Annotated in this window: 15 protein-coding genes; 5 read left to right on the forward strand and 10 right to left on the reverse strand. The window is 73.4% G+C overall.

The window, feature by feature from the left end:
* Nucleotides 1-58 precede the first annotated feature (58 nt).
* Nucleotides 59-1,555, reverse strand: a complete 1,497-nt coding sequence (gene hydA, locus DT057_RS22650) for a dihydropyrimidinase (RefSeq protein WP_128564371.1) — start codon at nucleotides 1,553-1,555, stop codon at nucleotides 59-61.
* Nucleotides 1,556-1,960: 405 nt separating this feature from the next.
* Between hydA and DT057_RS22655 the strand changes: the two genes are divergently transcribed.
* A complete protein-coding gene (locus DT057_RS22655) occupies nucleotides 1,961-2,944 on the forward strand; it encodes an MBL fold metallo-hydrolase (protein WP_128564372.1) in 984 nt (327 codons plus the stop codon).
* 61 nt (nucleotides 2,945-3,005) lie between these two features.
* Here the strand turns inward: DT057_RS22655 and DT057_RS22660 are convergent, their stop codons facing one another.
* The 9 genes from DT057_RS22660 to DT057_RS22700 form a co-directional block, all read right to left on the reverse strand.
* On the reverse strand, nucleotides 3,006-3,605 hold the full coding sequence (locus DT057_RS22660) for a class II aldolase/adducin family protein (protein ID WP_128564396.1): 600 nt from the start codon (nucleotides 3,603-3,605) through the stop codon (nucleotides 3,006-3,008).
* A 73-nt stretch (nucleotides 3,606-3,678) separates the two neighbouring features.
* Nucleotides 3,679-5,079, reverse strand: coding sequence for an NTP/NDP exchange transporter (locus DT057_RS22665; RefSeq protein ID WP_407068080.1), 1,401 nt, complete (start codon nucleotides 5,077-5,079; stop codon nucleotides 3,679-3,681).
* Nucleotides 5,076-5,825 carry an NADPH-dependent F420 reductase gene (locus DT057_RS22670; RefSeq protein ID WP_128564373.1) on the reverse strand — a complete coding sequence of 250 codons (750 nt, stop codon included), beginning with the start codon at nucleotides 5,823-5,825 and terminating at the stop codon, nucleotides 5,076-5,078. Before DT057_RS22670 ends, DT057_RS22665 begins: the two co-directional genes overlap by 4 nt.
* Complete coding sequence (locus DT057_RS22675; RefSeq protein ID WP_128564374.1) at nucleotides 5,815-6,723, reverse strand: aldo/keto reductase; 909 nt, start codon at nucleotides 6,721-6,723, stop codon at nucleotides 5,815-5,817. Before DT057_RS22675 ends, DT057_RS22670 begins: the two co-directional genes overlap by 11 nt.
* Before the next feature lie 143 nt (nucleotides 6,724-6,866).
* Nucleotides 6,867-8,099 carry a cytochrome P450 gene (locus DT057_RS22680; protein WP_128564375.1) on the reverse strand — a complete coding sequence of 411 codons (1,233 nt, stop codon included), beginning with the start codon at nucleotides 8,097-8,099 and terminating at the stop codon, nucleotides 6,867-6,869.
* On the reverse strand, nucleotides 8,096-9,307 hold the full coding sequence (locus tag DT057_RS22685; protein WP_128564376.1) for an ABC transporter substrate-binding protein: 1,212 nt from the start codon (nucleotides 9,305-9,307) through the stop codon (nucleotides 8,096-8,098). Before DT057_RS22685 ends, DT057_RS22680 begins: the two co-directional genes overlap by 4 nt.
* Nucleotides 9,308-9,608: 301 nt before the next feature.
* A complete protein-coding gene (locus tag DT057_RS22690) occupies nucleotides 9,609-10,616 on the reverse strand; it encodes a dienelactone hydrolase family protein (protein ID WP_128564377.1) in 1,008 nt (335 codons plus the stop codon).
* 137 nt (nucleotides 10,617-10,753) lie between these two features.
* Nucleotides 10,754-11,563: a 2-keto-4-pentenoate hydratase gene (locus DT057_RS22695; RefSeq protein WP_128564378.1), complete on the reverse strand. Its 810-nt coding sequence runs from the start codon at nucleotides 11,561-11,563 to the stop codon at nucleotides 10,754-10,756.
* A gap of 102 nt (nucleotides 11,564-11,665) precedes the next feature.
* A complete protein-coding gene (locus DT057_RS22700) occupies nucleotides 11,666-12,361 on the reverse strand; it encodes a GntR family transcriptional regulator (protein ID WP_128564379.1) in 696 nt (231 codons plus the stop codon).
* Nucleotides 12,362-12,524: 163 nt separating this feature from the next.
* On the opposite strand from DT057_RS22700, the gene DT057_RS22705 reads away from it, so the two are divergent.
* From DT057_RS22705 to araD, 4 genes are all read left to right on the forward strand, one after another.
* Nucleotides 12,525-13,616: an ABC transporter substrate-binding protein gene (locus tag DT057_RS22705; protein WP_128564380.1), complete on the forward strand. Its 1,092-nt coding sequence runs from the start codon at nucleotides 12,525-12,527 to the stop codon at nucleotides 13,614-13,616.
* 40 nt (nucleotides 13,617-13,656) lie between these two features.
* Complete coding sequence (locus DT057_RS22710) at nucleotides 13,657-14,421, forward strand: ABC transporter ATP-binding protein (RefSeq protein ID WP_128564381.1); 765 nt, start codon at nucleotides 13,657-13,659, stop codon at nucleotides 14,419-14,421.
* A 16-nt stretch (nucleotides 14,422-14,437) separates the two neighbouring features.
* Entirely contained in the window at nucleotides 14,438-15,289 is an 852-nt protein-coding gene (locus DT057_RS22715; protein ID WP_128564398.1) for an ABC transporter permease, read from the forward strand.
* Between the two features lie 124 nt (nucleotides 15,290-15,413).
* Nucleotides 15,414-17,210 carry an L-arabinonate dehydratase gene (araD, locus tag DT057_RS22720; protein ID WP_128564382.1) on the forward strand — a complete coding sequence of 599 codons (1,797 nt, stop codon included), beginning with the start codon at nucleotides 15,414-15,416 and terminating at the stop codon, nucleotides 17,208-17,210.
* The last annotated feature ends 155 nt before the right edge of the window (nucleotides 17,211-17,365 follow it).

A 17,365-nucleotide genomic window follows, 5' to 3' on the forward strand; every position in this document is an offset into this window, starting at 1 on the left:
GCCCGCGGCGGTTCCCGCCGGGGGCCGCTTCCTCAGCCCGCGGCGAGCCCCGGGCGGCTCAGCGCCGGGCCGCCGCGTCGAAGCCGTCCGGCACCCGGCCGCTCGGGCGCGCGAGCGCGTAGGGCCCGCGGGCGAGGAACCGGCCCGAGCCGGGGCTCGCCAGCACGCGGCCCTCGCGCACCGCGACCTCGCCCCGGCGGATCGTCGCCACCGGGACGCCCTTCAGGCGCCTCCCCTCCCAGGGCGTGTAGTCGATGGCGTGGTGGAGGTCGGCGTTGGTGACCGTGCGCTCGGCGTCGGGGTTCCACAGCACGAGGTCGGCGTCGGCTCCGGGCGCGAGGCTGCCCTTGCGGCCGGCGAGCCCGAACAGGCGCGCGGCGTTGGCGGAGGTCAGCCGCACGAAGGCCGGCAGGTCGATGCGCCCGGCCGAGACGCCCTCGGAGAACAGCACCGGCATCCGGGTCTCGATGCCCGGGACGCCGTTCGGGATCGCGTTGAAGGCCGGCATCCCGTCCGGGCGGGCGAGGGCGCCGCCCTGGCCGTAGCCGCTGCTGCCCGGGTCGCGCTTGGCGGTAGCGAAGGAGAAGCCGCAATGGTCGGACGAGACCACGTCCAGGGTGCCGTCCCGCAGCCGGGCCCAGATCCGCTCGGGCTCGCCCGGGCCCCGCAAAGCCGGCGAGCACACCACCTTGGCGCCCTCGAAGTTCGGCTTGGCGAGATCGTCGGTGGAGAGGGTCAGGTATTGCGGGCAGGTCTCGCCCCAGACCTTCACGCCGCGGGCCCGGGCCCGGGCGATCTCCTCGGCGGCCTCGTCGCAGGAGACGTGGAACACCTGGATCGGCTGGTCGACGAGCTCGGCGAGCGCGATGGCGCGGTGCGTCGCCTCCCGCTCCACCACCGGGGGGCGGGCCCAGGCGTGCTGGAGCGGGTCGGTGAGGCCGGCGTCGAGGAGCGCCCGGATGCGCCAGCCGATGGCGTCGTAGTTCTCGCAATGCACCGTCACGAAGGCGCCGAGGCGCCGGGCGGTGGCCAGCACCTCGAGGAACTGCCCGTCGGTGAGGCGCAGGGGATCGTAGGTCAGGAAGACCTTGAGGCTGCGGATGCCGCGGGCCACCAGCGCCGGCACCTCCTCCTCGAGCACGGCGGGCGTCGGGTCGGTGATGATCTGGTGGAAGCCGTAATCGGCGAGGGAGGCCCTGGCGCGCGCCTCGTAGCCCGGTGCCGTCGCGGCGATCGGGTGCCCCTTCCACTGCGGCACGAAGCACAGGAACGAGGTGGTGCCCCCGGCGAGCGCGGCGGCGGAGCCCGAGGCGAAGCTCTCCTCCTGCACGCCCCCGCCCTCGGAGGGCTCCTCGATGTGGCAGTGCGGGTCGAGGCCGCCGGGCGTCACGATCAGCCCCTTGGCGTCGATCTCCTCCCGGCCCCGCCGCAGGCTCCGGCCGAGTGCCGCGATGACGCCGTCGCGGATCCCGAGGTCGGCCTCGAACACCTCGGCCGCGCTGGCGAGCGTGGCCCCGCGCACCACGAGGTCGTAATCGTGATCGTGGTCCGGCATCGCGCCACTCCTCCCGTGCTGACGCTCCGGGTGTAGGAAGGGGCTCGGAAGCCTGTCAACGCCCGGCCGCCAAGGCGATGCCCGGCTCCCCGCGCGGCGCGCGCCGTCCGGCCGCGGGGGGGCGGCCGCGCGCGGCGCGCTGTGCTGGCTCCGGGCCGCCGCCCGGCCCGGCCGGCGCAGGCGCCCCGCGGACGGCTCGTCATGCGACGACTCAGGCCACGACTTGGAAGCGTTCGATCAATATTGACGGTCTCCAGCACAGGGGCTTCTCGAGGCCGCGGGCGAGTTTGACAATCCGCGAGCCCTGTCCGACAACGGCGCTGCAAAGGTTCCGGCCCCGCATCCCGCCGCGCATCCCGCGAGGTCAGGGCCCGCGCGGCGCACAAGGAATCGGTGGAGGAAACCATGACGAACGGGTTGGAGAATCCGGGCCGGCGCAGCCTCGTGCTCGGCGCGGCCGCCATGGCGGTCGCGGCCGGCACCCCGACGCGGGCCCGCGCCAAGGCGGCGCTGCTGAAGGCGCAGAGCCCCTACTTCTACCGCTTTCCCCTCGGCGACGGCGAGGCGACGATCGTGTCGGACGGCACGCTCCCGCTCGGCGATCCCCACACGAACTTCCTCGGCCTCAGCCCGGCCGAGATGGACGCGCAGCTCACGTCGAACTTCCTGCCGCTCTCGAACGCCGTGCTCGAGCAGAACATCCTGATCCTCAACACCGGCAACCGGCTGGTGCTGTTCGACACCGGGATGGGCTCGCTCAAGCTGTTCGGGCCCACCACCGGCAAGCTGCTCGCCACGATGAAGCAGGCCGGCATCGACCCGAAGGACATCGACGCCGTGGTCATGAGCCACGCCCACGTCGACCATTGCGGCGGCTGCATGGCCGACGACGGCAGCCGCAACTTCCCGAACGCGCAGTACTACATCTCGCAGGCCGATTTCGACTTCTGGACCGACCCCACCAAGGTGCCGCAGGCCTTCGGCGCGTTCCTCGACACGGCGCGCAAGAACCTGCTGCCGAACCGCGACCGGATGGTGTTCTACAAGGACGGCCAGGAGTTCCTGCCGGGCATCCAGGCCCTCGCGGCCCCGGGCCACACGGTCGGGCACTCGATCTTCATGATCACCGCCGGCAAGGAGAACCTCTGCTACATCGGCGACCTCACGCACCATCCGGTGCTCCTGATGGAGAAGCCGCTGACCGAGTTCGCCTACGACACGGACCCGAAGCAATCGGCCCAGTCCCGGGTCCGGATGCTGACCATGCTGGCGCAGAACCGCATCCCGGTCCTCGCCTACCACTTCGCCTGGCCGGGCATCGGCCACGTCGCGGCGGACGGCAAGGGCGGCTTCCGCTACTACCCGGAAGCCATGAAGATGGACCTGTAGGGGACCCCCGGGCCGCCCGGCCCTGCCGGAGGGGCGCGGGGCCGGGACGGCCGCGCGCCCTTCAGCCCGGCTTCGGCCGTGGCCCGTAGGACTTGAACCGCTCCAGCGCCTCCGCGACCTCGGCGTCCGACAGGATGACCGGCGTGCCGACCTGGAGCGCGACGGCGTATTGCCGGCAGAGCGTCTCCAGTTCGACGGCGAGCCAGAGCGCCCTGTCGAGGCTCGGGCCCGTGGCGATCATGCCGTGGTTGGCAAGCAGGCAGCAGGTCCGGCCCTCGAGCGCCGCGAGCGCGTGGCGCGACAGCGCCTCCGTGCCGAACAGCGCGTAGTCGCCGCAGCGCACCGTGGGCCCGCCCGCCGCCGCGATCATGTAGTGCGCCGCCGGGATCTCCCTGCGGCACATCGCGAAGGCGGTGCAGTAGGTCGGGTGGGCGTGGACGACCGCCTCGACGTCCGGCCGCTCGCGCAGGATGTCCCGGTGGAAGCGCCACTCGGAGGAGGGGGCGAGCGGGTGGTCCGTGCGCCCGTCGAACCCGAGATCCACGATGTCGGCCGCCTCCATCTGCCCGTAGGGCAGGCCGGACGGCGTGATCAGGAGGCGGTCGCCCCAGCGCGCCGAGACGTTGCCGGCGGTGCCCTGGTTGAGGCCGAGGGCGCTCATGCTCCGGCAGGCCTCCACGATGGCCTGGCGTAGGCCGCGTTCGCTCGGTGGGGGCAATCGGGTGTCTCCTCGCTCAGGGAACCGCCGGCGAGCGCGCAGGTGCGGGGCCGGGCGCCGCCTCGGCGGCCCGGTCCGCCGCGGCCGTCTCCGCCCGCGCCTCCGCCATGGCCTCCTGGCGGCGCCCGAGCCAGAGGCCGTTCAGCAGCCAGGCGAGGGAGAGCGGCACCGCGACGAGGGACAGGGCCGTCGCCCCGAGCCCGAACGCGCCCACGAGGGAGAACGACCAGGCGCCGACCTGGTCGCCCAGGCGGTACACCACCGTGTCGATGAAGCTCTTCGCCTTGTAGCGGTCCTCCCGCGGCAGCACGGTGAACAGCACCTCCCGGACCGGCCGCGCGATGGCGAAGTTGCCGGCCCGGCGCAGCACCCCAAACACCACCACGCTGGCGATCGTCGGCGAGAGCGCGAGCAGCCCGAACCCGACCGCGCTGACGAGCGGCAGGATCGCCAGGGTCATGCCGACGCCGAGCCGCCGCACGATGCGGCCGGTGAGGAAGAGCTGGACCCCGAGGGTCAGCACGTTCACCGCGAGATCGACGCTGGCGAAGAACGCCGTCTGGCTGCCGCGGTCCGGGAAGCTGCGCTTGGCGATGCCCGCCTGCTCGAAGTACAGGAAGGTCGAGGTGATGGAGAACAGCAGCAGGAACAGGCTGATGTTGAGGAGGTAGGGCGAGCGCAGCGAGCGGCTGATGCCGGCGAGCGGGCTGCCGCCGATGGCCTGCGTGGCCGCGCCCGGCCCGCGGGTGAGCGCGTCCGACAGGCGGGCGAGGCCCCGCATGCTGAACACCGCGAGCTCGAGGAGCAGGGCGGCCCCGACGAGCAGCACCGAGGTGGCGACGTCCCGGGCGAGCACCGCCGTGAAGGCCGAGCCCGTGATCGCCCCGAGGGTGGCGCCCGCCGCGATGAAGCCGAACAGGCGCTTGCCCTGCTCGGTGTCGAACACGTCCACGATGGTGGCCCAGAAGATCGAGACCACGAACAGGTTGAAGATCGACAGCCAGACGAAGAAGACGCGGCCGATCCAGACCGTCGCCTCCGGGCCGCTGAACGCCAGGACGAGGGCGAACAGCAGGATGTTGGCGGCGAAGAACCGGTAGGTGAGGGGGATGAAGCGGGCCCGCGGCAGCGTGCGCACGAGCCAGCCGAACGGCACGTTGAGGGCGAGCATGCCCACCAGGGTGGCGGTGAACAGCCAGGGCAGGTTCTCGAGCCCCCCGGCGAGCCCCATCTGGTCGCGGATCGGCCGCATCACGTAGTAGGACGACAGGATCGCGAAGATGTAGAGCCAGGCCCAGCCGAGCGCCGGGACCTCCTCGGGGCGCACGTCGGTCAGGCGCCGCAGCCAGGCCGGCACCCGGAGCCCGGCCCGCCGCGGCGCGTCCGCGGCGGCCGCCGCGTCGACGGTATCGCTCACGGGGCGAGCCCGAAGGCCTTGCGCGCCTCCGCCCCGGTGGCGTCGCGCCCGTACTGGGGACCGCCCATCTGGAAGCTGCGCGCCGCGTCGAGGCCCCCGACCAACACGGGCTCGAAGCCGGCGTCGCGCACGAGGACCTCGGCCACGCCGACCGCCTTCGGGTCGTCCCCGGCGAGGGGCACCGCCATCGGGGCGCCGGAGCGGTGGGCGTTCTGCCCGAAGACCCGGGCGCCGGCGGCGTTGAACACCCGCACCAGCCTGGCCCCCGGGAGGTACTTCGCCGAGGTGGCGCCGATTCCGTTCGCCTCCGCCTCGGCCGCCAAATCCCCGTCGCGAGCCTTGGTGGCGTTGCCGGCATCGAGCACGATCTTGCCCTCGAGCAGGGTGCGGTAGCCCTGGCCGACCTGCGGGTAGGCCTTGTAGGGCACCGCGAGCAGGACCGCGTCGCCGAAGGCCAGGGCCTCCTCGACGGTGCCGGCCCGGGCCAGCGGCCCGAGCTTCTCGACCAGGGGGGCGAGGTCCTCCGGGTGGCGCGAGGCGAACAGGACCGGATGCCCGGCCTTGACCCAGAGCGCGCCGATGGTGCCGCCGATGTTGCCGGCCCCGACGATGCCGATCCGGAGCTTGCCCGCCGCCGGCGCGCCCTGGTCCTGGGCGAGGGCCGGCCGCCCGCCGGCGAGCGCGGCCCCGAGGGCGAGGCAGAGGACGGCGCGGCGCGTGGCGCGTACGCGGTGATCAGAGGCCATCGATGAGTTCCTCCATCCGGCGGCGGGTCGCGGCGTCCGGCAGGCGGCCCCGCGCCGCCCCCAGGTTGTCCTCCACGTAGCGCTGCTGCGCCATCCCCGGCACCGGGCATGTCACGGCCTCGTGACCGAGCACGTACTTCAGGAAGAATTGCGGCCAGCTCGCGCAGTCGAACTCCGCGGCCCAGGGCGGCAGCGCCCGCCCGCGCACCAGGGTGAACAGGCGCTCGCGCCCGAACGGCACGTTGATCATCACGGCGATGCCGCGGTCGCGGGCGAGGGGCAGGATGCGCTCCGCCGCCTGCCGGGCGTCGATGGCGTAGTTCACCTGGATCACGTCGAGGGGCTCGGCCCGCATCAGGGCCTCGAGGTCGCCGTACTGGCGCTCGGCCCAGGTGGTGGCGCCGAGGTAGCGGATGCGCTTCTCGTCCTTGAGCCGCCGCAGCAGGGCGAGCTGCGTGCCCGTGTCGATCAGGTTGTGGACCGCGATCAGGTCGATCCGGTCCGTGCGCAGCCGGCGGAAGGATTGCGCGACCTGCGCCTCGCCGGCCTCGCGCCCCTCGGCCGCGACCTTGCTGCACAGGAAGATCTTCTCGCGCAGCGCCGTCTCGGCGAGGATCCCGCCCAGCACCTCCTCGGCCCGGCCGTAATCCGGCGCGGTGTCGATCACCGTGCCGCCGAGCTCGGCGAAGCGCACCACCGCCTCGCGCAGGGGCGCCACCGCCTCGGGCGTCGGCTCGACGTTGTAGCGCCGCGAGGTGCCGATGCCGATCACCGGAATGTGTTCGCCCGAGGAGGGGATCGGGCGGCGCAGGAGGGCCGTGTCGGCCCGGGCTGGCGCGGGGCCGGCGAGGCACGCGGCGGTGCTGGCGGCCAGGAAGGCGCGGCGGTTCATCGTCATCGCGTCACAACATCCCCGTCTCGTCGGTGAGGACTCGCCTCTCGGACCCGGATGTAGCGCGGCACGCGGCGGCGGGGATCCTGCCCGGGGCCCAACTCTCGCCGCGCCCCGCCGCGCCGCGCGGCCGCGGCGGGCGCCCCGCCTCAGCCGAGCCGCGCCGGCAGCCGCAGGAAGCCGCGGAAGCGCACCCGCTGCGAGCGCACGGGCGGCCCGTCGAGGGCGTAGCCGGGGAAGCGCGCGAGAAACCGCCCGACGGCGATGCGGCCCTCCAGCCGGGCGACGGTCATGCCGACGCACTGGTGGATGCCGCTCGCGAAGGCGAGGTGGCGGTTGGGGTCGCGGCCGACGTCGAAGCGGTCCGGATCGGGGAAGTGCTCCGGGTCCCGGTTGGCCGCCCCGATGCAGAGCGTGATCTGGGTGCCCGCCGGGAAGTCCCGGCCCCCCATGGCGAAGGGGCGCGCCGCGATGCGGTTGCCGAGCTGGTTCGAGCTCTCGAAGCGCAGGATCTCCTCCACGGCCTTGCGGGCGAGGTCCGGCTCGGCGAGGAGCCGCGCCCGCGCCTCGGGCCGGGCGGCCAGGAGGTGCAGGCCGTTGCCGATCAGGTTGGTGGTCGTCTCGTGCCCGGCGTTGAGGATGAAGATGCAGTTCTGGAGGAGCTCGTCCGGCGAGAGGCGGTCGCCGTCCACCTCGCCCTGGATCAGCCGCGTCAGGATGTCCTTGTCGGGGTCGCCCGGGCGGGCGCGCCGGTCGGCGACGAGGCGCGCGAGGTAGGCCAGGAACTCCGTCACGGCGCGGTTGCCGGCGGCCTCCGCCTCCGCGTCGAGCACCGGCTCCAACGCCCCCAGGATCGCCAGGGACCAGTCCCGCAGGGGGCCGCGCTCGGCCCGCGGCACGCCCAGCAGGTTGCCGATGACCTCGACCGGGATCGCGGCGGCGAAATCCTCGATCAGGTCGAGGCGGCCCCGGGCCTCCGCGTCGTCGAGGAGGCCGTCCACGAGGGCCACGATGCCGGGCTCCATCGAGGCGATCGCCCGCGGGGTGAGGGCGCCCGCGATGATGCGCCGGACCCGGGTGTGGCGCGGGGGATCGTTGAAGACGAGGCTCCGGGTGTGGTGGTCGTAGAGCGGCGACGGCCCGTACTTGGCGCCGAACTCCACCTGCTTGTCGGAGCTGAAGGTGGCGGCGTCCTTGTAGACCCGCTCCAGGTCGGCGTAGCGGGTCAGCAGCACCTGGCCCTCGCCGAACACGTGGACGGGCGCGTGCTCGCGCAGGGCGGCGTAGACCGGGTAGGGGTCGTCGCAGAAGCCCGCCGGCAGGCGCCGGAGGTCGACGCTGCGGGCGAGCGCCGCCGCGTCGGCGCGGCTCGGGCCGCTCACCCGTTCTGGCCCGCGGCGCAGGCCGGGTTCATGGGCAGGAAGGCCTCGCCCTGCGGGATGGTGCGCACCGCCTCGTAGAGGTCCCACGGGCCCTTGCTGGCGGCCTCCGTCTTCACCCGGTAGAGGGTCGGGTCGTAGAGCAGGCGCCCGTCCGCCCGCAGGGTGGCGGGGCGGTCGAAGAACGCCACCGGCATCTCCCGCATGGCCCGGTTCGCCGCCGCCGCCTCGTCGGTGCCGGCCCGGTCGATCGCCTTCAGGTAGTGGGTGACGGCCGTGTAGATCAGGGCCTGGTTCTTCGTCGGCATCGCGCCGGTGCGCTCCTGGAAGCGCTTCGCGAAGGCCCGGGACGCGTCGCTCTGGTCCCAGTAGAAGGCGGACGAGAAGGTCAGGCCGTGCGCCACCGGCAGGCCGAGGCCCTTGATGTCGGTGACGTAGACGAGGAAGCCGGTGAGCGTCTGCTGACCCTGGGTGAGGCCGAACTCGTTGGCCTGCTTGATCGCCTTGGTGAAGTCGTCGCCCACGCTCGCGAAGGCGACGACGTCCGAGCCCGAGCTCTGGGCCTGGAGCAGGAAGGAGGAGTAGTCGGCGGTATTGATCGGGTGGCGCGAGGTGCCCACGACCCGGCCGCCGAGGGACTCGACCACCGCGGTGGCCTCCTTCTGGAGCGCGTGCCCGAAGGCGTGGTCGACCGTGATGAAGTACCAGGACCTGCCGCCGCGCTCGAACACCGCCCGCGCGGTGCCGGCCGTGAGGGCGTGGGTGTCGTCGGTCCAGTGGGAGCTCGTGGGCGAGCAGGTCTTCGCCGTGAGGTCCGAGGTCGCCGCCGCGGTGATCATCACCGTGCGGTGCTTCTCCTTGGACACCGCCTGGACGGCGAGCGCGATCGCGGTCACCGGCAGGTCGACGATGGCGTCGACCCGGTCGACGTCGTACCAGCGCCGGGCGATGCTGGAGGCGACGTCGGGCTTGTTCTGGTGGTCGGCCGAGACGATCTCGACCGGCTTGCCCTTCACGGCGCCGCCGAAATCCCGGGCCGCCATCTCGGCCGCCACCACCGAGCCGCGCCCGCCGCTGTCGGCGTAGGGCCCCGAGAGGTCGGTCAGGACCCCGATCCGCACGACGTCGTCCGAGATCTGGGCCGCGGCGGGACCGGACAGGGCCGCGAGCGCGAGGGCGGCCCCGCAGAGGCCGGCGGCGTATCGGTTCATCTCTCGTGTCCTCCCGGTGCCGGCCGCGCCGTCGCTCGTGCGGTGCGGGCCGGCCCTGTTCGCCCTTCCTCACAGCCTATCTCGGCCGGCGAGGCAAGTCGTCCGGAAGGCAAGTCGCCTGGGAGGCAAGCCGTCCGGGAGGCAAGCCGTCCGGGAGGCAAGCCGTCCGGGAGGCAAGCCTTCGGCGACGCCGCGGTGTCGACGTAGCGGGGCGCCGGGCCGGCAGGCCGGCGGGGGGCCCGCGCCCCGCCGTCCACGGGAGGGACGACCTCCGTGGCGACGGCCTCCGTGGCGACGGCCTCTAGCGCGCCGGCCCGAACACCCCCGCGAGCGTCGCCCGCACGGCCTCCCGGGCGGCGGCGGTGGCCTCCGGGTCGTACCCGACATGCGGGTCGCGCTCCACGCACGGGTCCCGGTAGGTGAAGGGCGCCGCGGTGGCGGCGTTGACGAGGACGCCGCCGGGCTCCTCCCGGATCGAGCAGCGGCGCACCGTCTGGGCGTCCCTCGACACCGCCGCCGGCCGCGCGCCGAGGGGGTTGTCGAAGCCGTGGGCGGCGTTCGGATAGACCGTCATGGCGACGTCGCGGCCCGCGCCGCGCAGGCGCTCGACGTAGGGCGCGCAGAGCGCCGCCGGGTTGTAGTCGTCCGCCGCGCCGCCGAGGATGCGGATCGGCCGGGCCTCCACCTCGGTGTCGCCCAGGAAGGTCGTGGCGCAGTCCGGGTAGAACGGGATGTAGGCCGCGAAGGTCAGGCCCGACCGGTTCCAGGTGCGGTGGAAGCGGCTGAGGCTGGCGTAGAGCGCGGCCTGCCCGCCGCGGGAGAACCCCATCAGGGCGATGCGGGCGGGATCGACCCGGGGATGGCGCGCCAGGACCTCGAGGGCCCGGTAGGCGTCGAGGATCAGGTTGAGCCGGCCGAGGAGGGCCTGGTCGGTCGCCGTGCCGGTGAGGCCGCGCCCGGTGAAGCCGTCGAGCGCGAGGGTCGAGACGCCGGCGCGGTTCAGCGCGCGCGCCCACGCCTCGATGTTGGGGCCCATGCCCCCGGAGCCGTGCACCAGCACCACCGCCGGCAGCCGCCCCGTCCCCTGCGCGATGCGCAACTCGCCCGTGACCGTGACGGGCGTCCCTGCCTCCTCGCCCCTGAGGAACTGCGCGTCGCTCAGGGTGACGGAGGGGATCGCGTGGAGCTCGCGCCGCGCGGCGAGCGACGCCGCCTCCTCCTCGGCCCGGGCCGGTGCCGCGGCGGCGAGGGCCGCGCCGGCGAGGGCCGCGGCCGTCAGCACGGCCGCCGCGATGAGGGTCGCTCGCATGGTCGCCTCCCCGGGCGTCTCTACCGGGCCCAGGATGGTCCTCCGGCCCGGGCGGGGCAAGTCTCGGGCGCGATCCTCACGCGGTCCGGGAATCCTTCGGCTTCGCGCCGGCCAGGCGATGTGGGCGGGCCGGCCGCTCAGGCGATCGCGAGGGCGAGGCGTCCGAGGCCCGGGAACTCCGCCTCGATGCGGGCCGGGGCGGTGACGAAGTCGGTGCCGGTGCAGGAGCCCGTGGTGACGACCTGCCCGGCCTTGAGGCCGCCGAGGGAGCGGGCGCCCTCGTTGGCGAGCCAGACGAGGAGCCGGACCGGGTCGACCGCGGAGTTGCCGCCGACGGTGTCGTGCAGGACCCGGCCGTCGACGGCGAGCCGCACCGGCAGGCGCACGGGGTCGAGCCCGCGCCAGTCGGCGAGCGCCGGGCCGATCACCAGGGCGCCGTGGTTCTGCTGGTCGGCGCGCTGGCTGAACGGGTCCGCCGTGCCGAAGGTCGCGAACCGGGTGTCGGCGATCTCGATCATCGGGTGCATCGAGGCGACGGCCGCGAGCACCGCCTCGCGGTCGTAGGGACCGTTCCCGGGCGGCAGGTCGCGGGCGAGCCGGTAGCCGATCTCGGCCTCGGCCCCGATGACGTGGAACATCGCGGCCGGCAGCGTCCCGGTCGTGAACACCGTGTCGGCGTGGAGCGGGGCCCGCGCCGGCGCGGCGGTGGCGCTCGGCGCCCCGACCTTCCAGGCCACCACCGGCCCGAGTTGGCGCGCGACGGCGTCCTGGACCGCGTAGGCCTCGGCCTCCGTGGCGGGGCGGCCGGGTTCCGGCAGCGCCGCGAGCCGCGCGCCCGTGCGGCGCGCGGCGAGGAGCGCCGCCGCGGCGGCGGCGGGGTCGAAGGTGTCATGGCCGGGTGTGTCATGGCCGGGTGTGTCGTGGCCGGGGGTGTCGTCGGGGGTCATGGGCCGGGCTCCGGGTCCGGGACGGGCGGCGGGCGCGGCGCCCGCCGGCGGATCGCGTGAGCGGCGCGGGCGGCTCCGGGATCCGGGGGCCGCCCGCGCCGCTCACGCGAAGTAGGACGGCCAGCGCGCCCGGATCTCGTCGCCGAGCGCGATGGATTTCGAGAGGTGGTCGCGCAGCCGCTCCTGGGCGCGCTCGGGCGCGCCCTCGACCAGGGCCGCCACGATGCCGCGGTGGTCGGCGATGATCTGGCGCGCCTTGCCGGCGACGGGCAGGTGCAGGCGGCGCAGGCGGTCGATGTGGCCGCTCTCGCGGCGGATGAGGTCCCACAGGTCCGGCACCTCGGCCGCCTCGCACAGGGTGCGGTGGAAGGCCTCGTCGCTCGCCGCGAGCCGGGCGAAGTCGTCGGCCTCCGCGAAGGCCTCCTGCTCGGCGACGAGGCCGCCCAGGCGCGCGAGCAGGGCCCGGTCGGGCCGCGCCGCCAGGGTGCGGACCACCTCCTGCTCGATGGCCCGGCGCAGGAACTGGGCCTGGCGCGCCCCCGCGAGGTCGATCCGGCTCACCACCGTCGCCGCCTGAGGGAAGATGTCGACCAGTCCCTCCTCCTGAAGCCGCAGGAGCGCGTCGCGGATCGGCGTGGCGCTGAGGCCGAAGCTCGCCTGGAGCTCGGTGCGCGACAGGACGGTGCCGGGCGCGAGCTCGAGGGCGACGATCTTCTCCCGGATGAGGTCGAAGACCTGCGGCGCGGCGTGCCGCGAGCGGTCGCGGAGGCGCTGGGCGCCGGCGAAGACGGCATTCATGGCGGGCACTCGGTAACGCCGGGGCCGATGCCGGCCCCGGATCCGCCTTAGCACACCGGGATCGAGGTTGACATACTAATACATTACCATTTTAGTGGCGGCGTCAGGCCGGCGGAAGATCCGGCCGCGAGAGGGCCGCCGCGCGGCACCGGGAGAACGTCCCATGTTCCAGCTCGCCGCGCGGCTCGCCGCGAGGAGTAGGCTCGCCGCGGCCCGGGGGCCCGGCGCGCGCCGCGGGCGCGCCGCATCCCGCCGGCTCGGCGCGGGCGCGCTCGCCGCCCTCGGGCTCCTCGCCGCGGCCGGGAGCGCGCGGGCCCAGCAGAAATCCGAGATCGGGATCACGCGCCAGCCGGGCATCATCTACCTGCCGACCCACGTCATCGAGAAGCAGGGGCTGATCGAGAAGCACGCGGCGCGCCTCGGGGTGCCGGGCGTGAGGACGAAGTGGATCACCTTCAGCGGCGGCGGCAACCAGACCGACGCGCTGCTCGCCGGCAACGTCGACATCGTCAACACCGGGGTCGGCAACCTGCTGCTGCTCTGGGACCGCACCCGCGGCGGCGTCAAGGGCATCGTGGCGACCTCGGCCCTGCCGCTCATCCTGGTGAGCCGCGACCCCAAGATCCGCAGCCTCAAGGACATCGGACCCGGCGACAAGATCGCGGTGCCGACCGTCAAGGTCTCGACCCAGGCGATCCTGCTCCAGATGGCCGCCGCCCAGCTCTACGGCCCGGACCAGTCGGGCAGGCTCGACGCCAACACGGTGCAGCTCGGGCACCCGGACGCCGCCATCGCGCTGCTCAACCCGACCCACGAGATCAAGACGCACTTCGCGGCGCCGCCCTTCCAGTACGTCGAGCTGAAATCGGTGCCGGGCGCCCACGTCGTGGCGCAGTCGCCCGACATCATCGGCGGGCCGCTGACGCAGGGCCAGTTCTTCACCACCACGAAGTTCGCGGAGGCCAACCCGAGGATCGTGGAGGCCGTGCGGGCCGCCTCGCAGGAGGCACAGGACTTCATCCGCCGGGACACCCGGGCGGCGGTGGAGATCTACCGCGAGGTGACCGGCGACAAGGCGGGCGTCGAGGACCTGCTCGGCTGGCTCGGGGAGCCCGGCATGATGGAGTTCAACCTCCAGCCCCAGGGCACGATGAAGTTCGCCGAGCATCTCGGCCGGATCGGCACCCTGCGCACCAGGCCGAAGGCCTGGACCGACTACTACCTGCCGGTCGCCCACGACCTCGGCGGCAGCTGACCCCCGCTCCCTCCCGCACTCCGACCAGGACAGGCACGCCATGAGCGCGCTCCTCGACGTCCGCGGCGTCACGCTGCGCTACAAGACGCCCAACGTGCTGGTCACCGCGACCGAGCGCGTCAGCTTCAAGGTCGACACCTCCGACCGCTTCGTGCTCCTCGGGCCCTCGGGCTGCGGCAAGTCCACCCTGCTGAAGGCGGTGGGCGGCTACCTGCACCCGAGCGAGGGCGAGATCCGGATCAAGGACCGGGTGGTGAAGGAGCCGGGCGCCGACCGCATGATGGTGTTCCAGGAATTCGACCAGCTCCTGCCCTGGAAGACGGTGCTCGAGAACGTGATGTTCCCGCTCCTCAACGCCCGCCGGATGACGCGCCGGCAGGCCGAGGAGCGGGCGCGCGGCTACATCGAGAAGGTCAACCTGACGCGCGCCCTCGACAGCTATCCCCACACCCTGTCGGGGGGCATGAAGCAGCGGGTGGCGATCGCCCGCGGCATGGCGATGGAGCCCGACATCCTGCTGATGGACGAGCCCTTCGCGGCCCTCGACGCCCTCACCCGACGGACCTGCCAGGACGAGCTGCTGCAGCTCTGGGAGGAGACGAAGTTCACGGTCCTGTTCGTGACCCACTCGATCGCCGAGGCGATCAAGATCGGCAACCGCATCCTGCTGCTCTCGCCCCATCCGGGCCGCGTCAAGGCCGAGGTGCACGACGTGGACCGGGTCTCGCCGCAGGACGGCAGCGCCGGCCAGCTCGAGAAGCACATCCACGAGCTACTGTTCGCAGACGACGACCACCGGGAGTGACGCCATGACCGCCAGCATGCAGGCCCGGATCATCATGAGCGAGGCGGCCCCGGCCGCCGACGGCGTCGTCGAGCGCCAGCTCGGCACCGCCGAGATCCTCTGGAACAGCGGCTTCGTCCGCAAGACCGCCATCATCGTCGGGCTCGCGCTGGTCTGGGAGATCTACGCGCGCTTCCTCGACAACCCGCTCCTGTTCCCGACCTTCTCCGACACCGTGGCGACGCTCTACGAGCAGACCGCGGACGGCACGATCCCGAACCGGGCCGCCACGTCGCTGAAGGTCCTGCTGATGGGCTACGCCGCCGGCATCCTGCTCGCCGCGGCGCTCACCATGCTGGCGATCTCGACGCGCATCGGCACGGACTTCCTCGAGACGATGACGGCGATGTTCAACCCGCTGCCGGCCATCGCGCTCCTGCCCCTGGCGCTGATCTGGTTCGGGCTCGGCAACGGCAGCCTCGTCTTCGTGCTGATCCACTCCGTCCTGTGGGCGGTGGCGCTCAACACCCATTCGGGCTTCCGCGGCGTGTCGCAGACGCTCCGGATGGTGGGGCGCAACTACGGGCTCAAGGGCCTGCCCTACGTCGCCAAGATCCTGATCCCGGCGGCCTTCCCGTCGATCCTGACCGGCCTGAAGATCGGCTGGGCCTTCGCTTGGCGCACCCTGATCGCGGCGGAGCTCGTCTTCGGGGTCTCGTCCGGCCAGGGCGGCCTCGGCTGGTTCATCTTCGAGAACCGCAACCTCCTCGACATACCGGCGGTGTTCGCCGGCCTGCTCACGGTCATCATCATCGGCCTCGTGGTCGAGAACCTGATCTTCCGCACCATCGAGCGCCGCACCGTGCAGAGGTGGGGCCTCCAGACCTGAGGTACGCCGCGCGCCCCCGGATGCCGCGAGGCGCGGGTCCGGGGGCGCACGCGGGCAGCCCGCGCCACCGCCATCCGCCCGGCCCCGGCGCCGGGCCCCGTCCACCCGAGGGAGTTCACCCGTCATGGCCCGCGAACCGCTCAGCCCCCCGGCCCTCGAGCCCGGTGCCATCCCGGACGGCCCGCGCCGCGTGCGCCGCGACCCGGCCTCCCTGCGCTCGGCGCGCTGGTTCGGGCCGGCGGACCTGCGCTCCTTCGGGCACCGCTCGCGGGCGATGCAGATGGGCTACGCCCCCGAGGAGTGGCAGGGGAAGCCCGTCATCGCGATCATCAACACCTGGTCGGACCTCCAGCCCTGCCACGCCCACTTCAAGCACCGCGTCGACGACGTGAAGCGCGGCATCCTGATGGCGGGGGGCTTCCCGGTGGAGCTGCCGGCCCTCTCGGTGTCGGAGAGCTTCGTCAAGCCGACCACCATGCTCTACCGCAACATGCTGGCGATGGAGACCGAGGAGCTGCTGCGCTCCCACCCGGTCGACGGCGCGGTCCTGATGGGCGGCTGCGACAAGTCCACGCCCGGCCTGCTGCTCGGCGCCACCAGCATGGACCTGCCGGCGATCTACGTCCCGGCCGGGCCGATGCTGCGGGGCAACTGGCAGGGCAAGGTCCTGGGCTCGGGCTCGGACAGCTGGAAGTACTGGGACGAGCTGCGCGCCGGCAGGATCACCGACCAGGACTGGCTCGGGATCGAGGGCGGGATCGCCCGCTCCTACGGCACCTGCATGACCATGGGCACCGCCTCCACCATGACGGCGATCGCCGAGGCGGTCGGCATGGTGCTGCCCGGCGGCTCCTCGATCCCGGCGGCGGATGCCGGGCACATCCGCCTGTGCTCGGAATCGGGCCGGCGGATCGTCGACATGGTCTGGGAGGACCTGACGCCCCGGCGCATCCAGAGCCGCGAGGCCTACGAGAACGCCATCGCGGTCGCGATGGCGATGGGCTGCTCGACCAACGCCATCATCCACCTGATCGCCATGGCGCGCCGCGCCGGCCACGCCGTCGGGCTCGACGATTTCGAGCGCTACAGCCGGCGGGTGCCGGTGATCGGCAACGTGCGCCCGAGCGGCAACACCTACCTGATGGAGGATTTCTTCTACGCCGGAGGCATCCGGGCGCTGATGGGCGAGATCCGCGAGCACCTGCACCTCGACTGCCTGACGGTCACGGGCGGGACCCTCGGCGAGGCCATCGCGGGCGCCAGGGTCCACGACGACGACGTGATCCGCCCGCTCTCGAACCCGATCTACGGCCAGGGCTCGCTCGCGGTGCTGCGCGGCAACCTCGCGCCGAACGGCTGCGTGATCAAGCCGGCCGCCATGGACCAGCGCTTCCTCAAGCATTCCGGCCCGGCCCTCGTCTTCGACGACTACCCCTCCCTCAAGCGCGCCATCGACGACGAGGCCCTCGACGTCACGGCCGACCACGTGCTGGTGCTGCGCAACGCCGGCCCCCAGGGCGGCCCGGGCATGCCCGAATGGGGCATGCTGCCCATGCCCAAGCGGCTCCTGAAGGAGGGGCACCGCGACATGCTGCGCCTCTCGGACGCCCGGATGAGCGGCACGAGCTACGGCGCCTGCGTGCTGCACGTCGCGCCCGAGGCCTATGTGGGCGGCCCGCTCGCGCTCCTGCGCACCGGGGACGTCGTCAGCATCGACGTCGAGGCCCGCTCGATCCGCATGGAGGTCGCGGACGAGGAGCTGGAGCGCCGCCGCGCCGCCTGGACGCCGCCTCCGCCCCGCTACGAGCGCGGCTACGGGGTGATGTTCTCCCGCCACATCCAGCAGGCCGACGAGGGCTGCGACTTCGACTTCCTGCGCACCGAGTTCGGCGCCCCGGTGCCGGAGCCGGCGATCTACTGAGCGGGCCGGGCCGCCCGGCCCGGCCCGCCCGGCCCGTCGCGTGGGAACCCGTCGAGCTTGCCGGTGTTTCAGAAAAATCCTAGATCGAGCCATCGATCTTTGGCCGGATGTCCGGGCCTCTCGCCCGAGCTGAAGCGGGGCGCGTGCTCTGAAAT

Source organism: Methylobacterium crusticola (genome assembly GCF_003574465.1).
Classification (GTDB): domain Bacteria; phylum Pseudomonadota; class Alphaproteobacteria; order Rhizobiales; family Beijerinckiaceae; genus Methylobacterium; species Methylobacterium crusticola.

Excerpts from the sequence above, each read along its gene's own strand:
- hydA (WP_128564371.1), bottom strand. The coding sequence starts at position 1,555 with ATGCCGGACCACGATCACGATTACGACCTCGTGGTGCGCGGGGCCACG.
- DT057_RS22655 (WP_128564372.1), top strand. The coding sequence starts at position 1,961 with ATGACGAACGGGTTGGAGAATCCGGGCCGGCGCAGCCTCGTGCTCGGC.
- DT057_RS22660 (WP_128564396.1), bottom strand. The coding sequence starts at position 3,605 with ATGAGCGCCCTCGGCCTCAACCAGGGCACCGCCGGCAACGTCTCGGCG.
- DT057_RS22670 (WP_128564373.1), bottom strand. The coding sequence starts at position 5,825 with ATGGCCTCTGATCACCGCGTACGCGCCACGCGCCGCGCCGTCCTCTGC.
- DT057_RS22675 (WP_128564374.1), bottom strand. The coding sequence starts at position 6,723 with ATGACGATGAACCGCCGCGCCTTCCTGGCCGCCAGCACCGCCGCGTGC.
- DT057_RS22685 (WP_128564376.1), bottom strand. The coding sequence starts at position 9,307 with ATGAACCGATACGCCGCCGGCCTCTGCGGGGCCGCCCTCGCGCTCGCG.
- DT057_RS22690 (WP_128564377.1), bottom strand. The coding sequence starts at position 10,616 with ATGCGAGCGACCCTCATCGCGGCGGCCGTGCTGACGGCCGCGGCCCTC.
- DT057_RS22695 (WP_128564378.1), bottom strand. The coding sequence starts at position 11,563 with ATGACCCCCGACGACACCCCCGGCCACGACACACCCGGCCATGACACA.
- DT057_RS22700 (WP_128564379.1), bottom strand. The coding sequence starts at position 12,361 with ATGAATGCCGTCTTCGCCGGCGCCCAGCGCCTCCGCGACCGCTCGCGG.
- DT057_RS22705 (WP_128564380.1), top strand. The coding sequence starts at position 12,525 with ATGTTCCAGCTCGCCGCGCGGCTCGCCGCGAGGAGTAGGCTCGCCGCG.
- DT057_RS22710 (WP_128564381.1), top strand. The coding sequence starts at position 13,657 with ATGAGCGCGCTCCTCGACGTCCGCGGCGTCACGCTGCGCTACAAGACG.
- DT057_RS22715 (WP_128564398.1), top strand. The coding sequence starts at position 14,438 with ATGCAGGCCCGGATCATCATGAGCGAGGCGGCCCCGGCCGCCGACGGC.
- araD (WP_128564382.1), top strand. The coding sequence starts at position 15,414 with ATGGCCCGCGAACCGCTCAGCCCCCCGGCCCTCGAGCCCGGTGCCATC.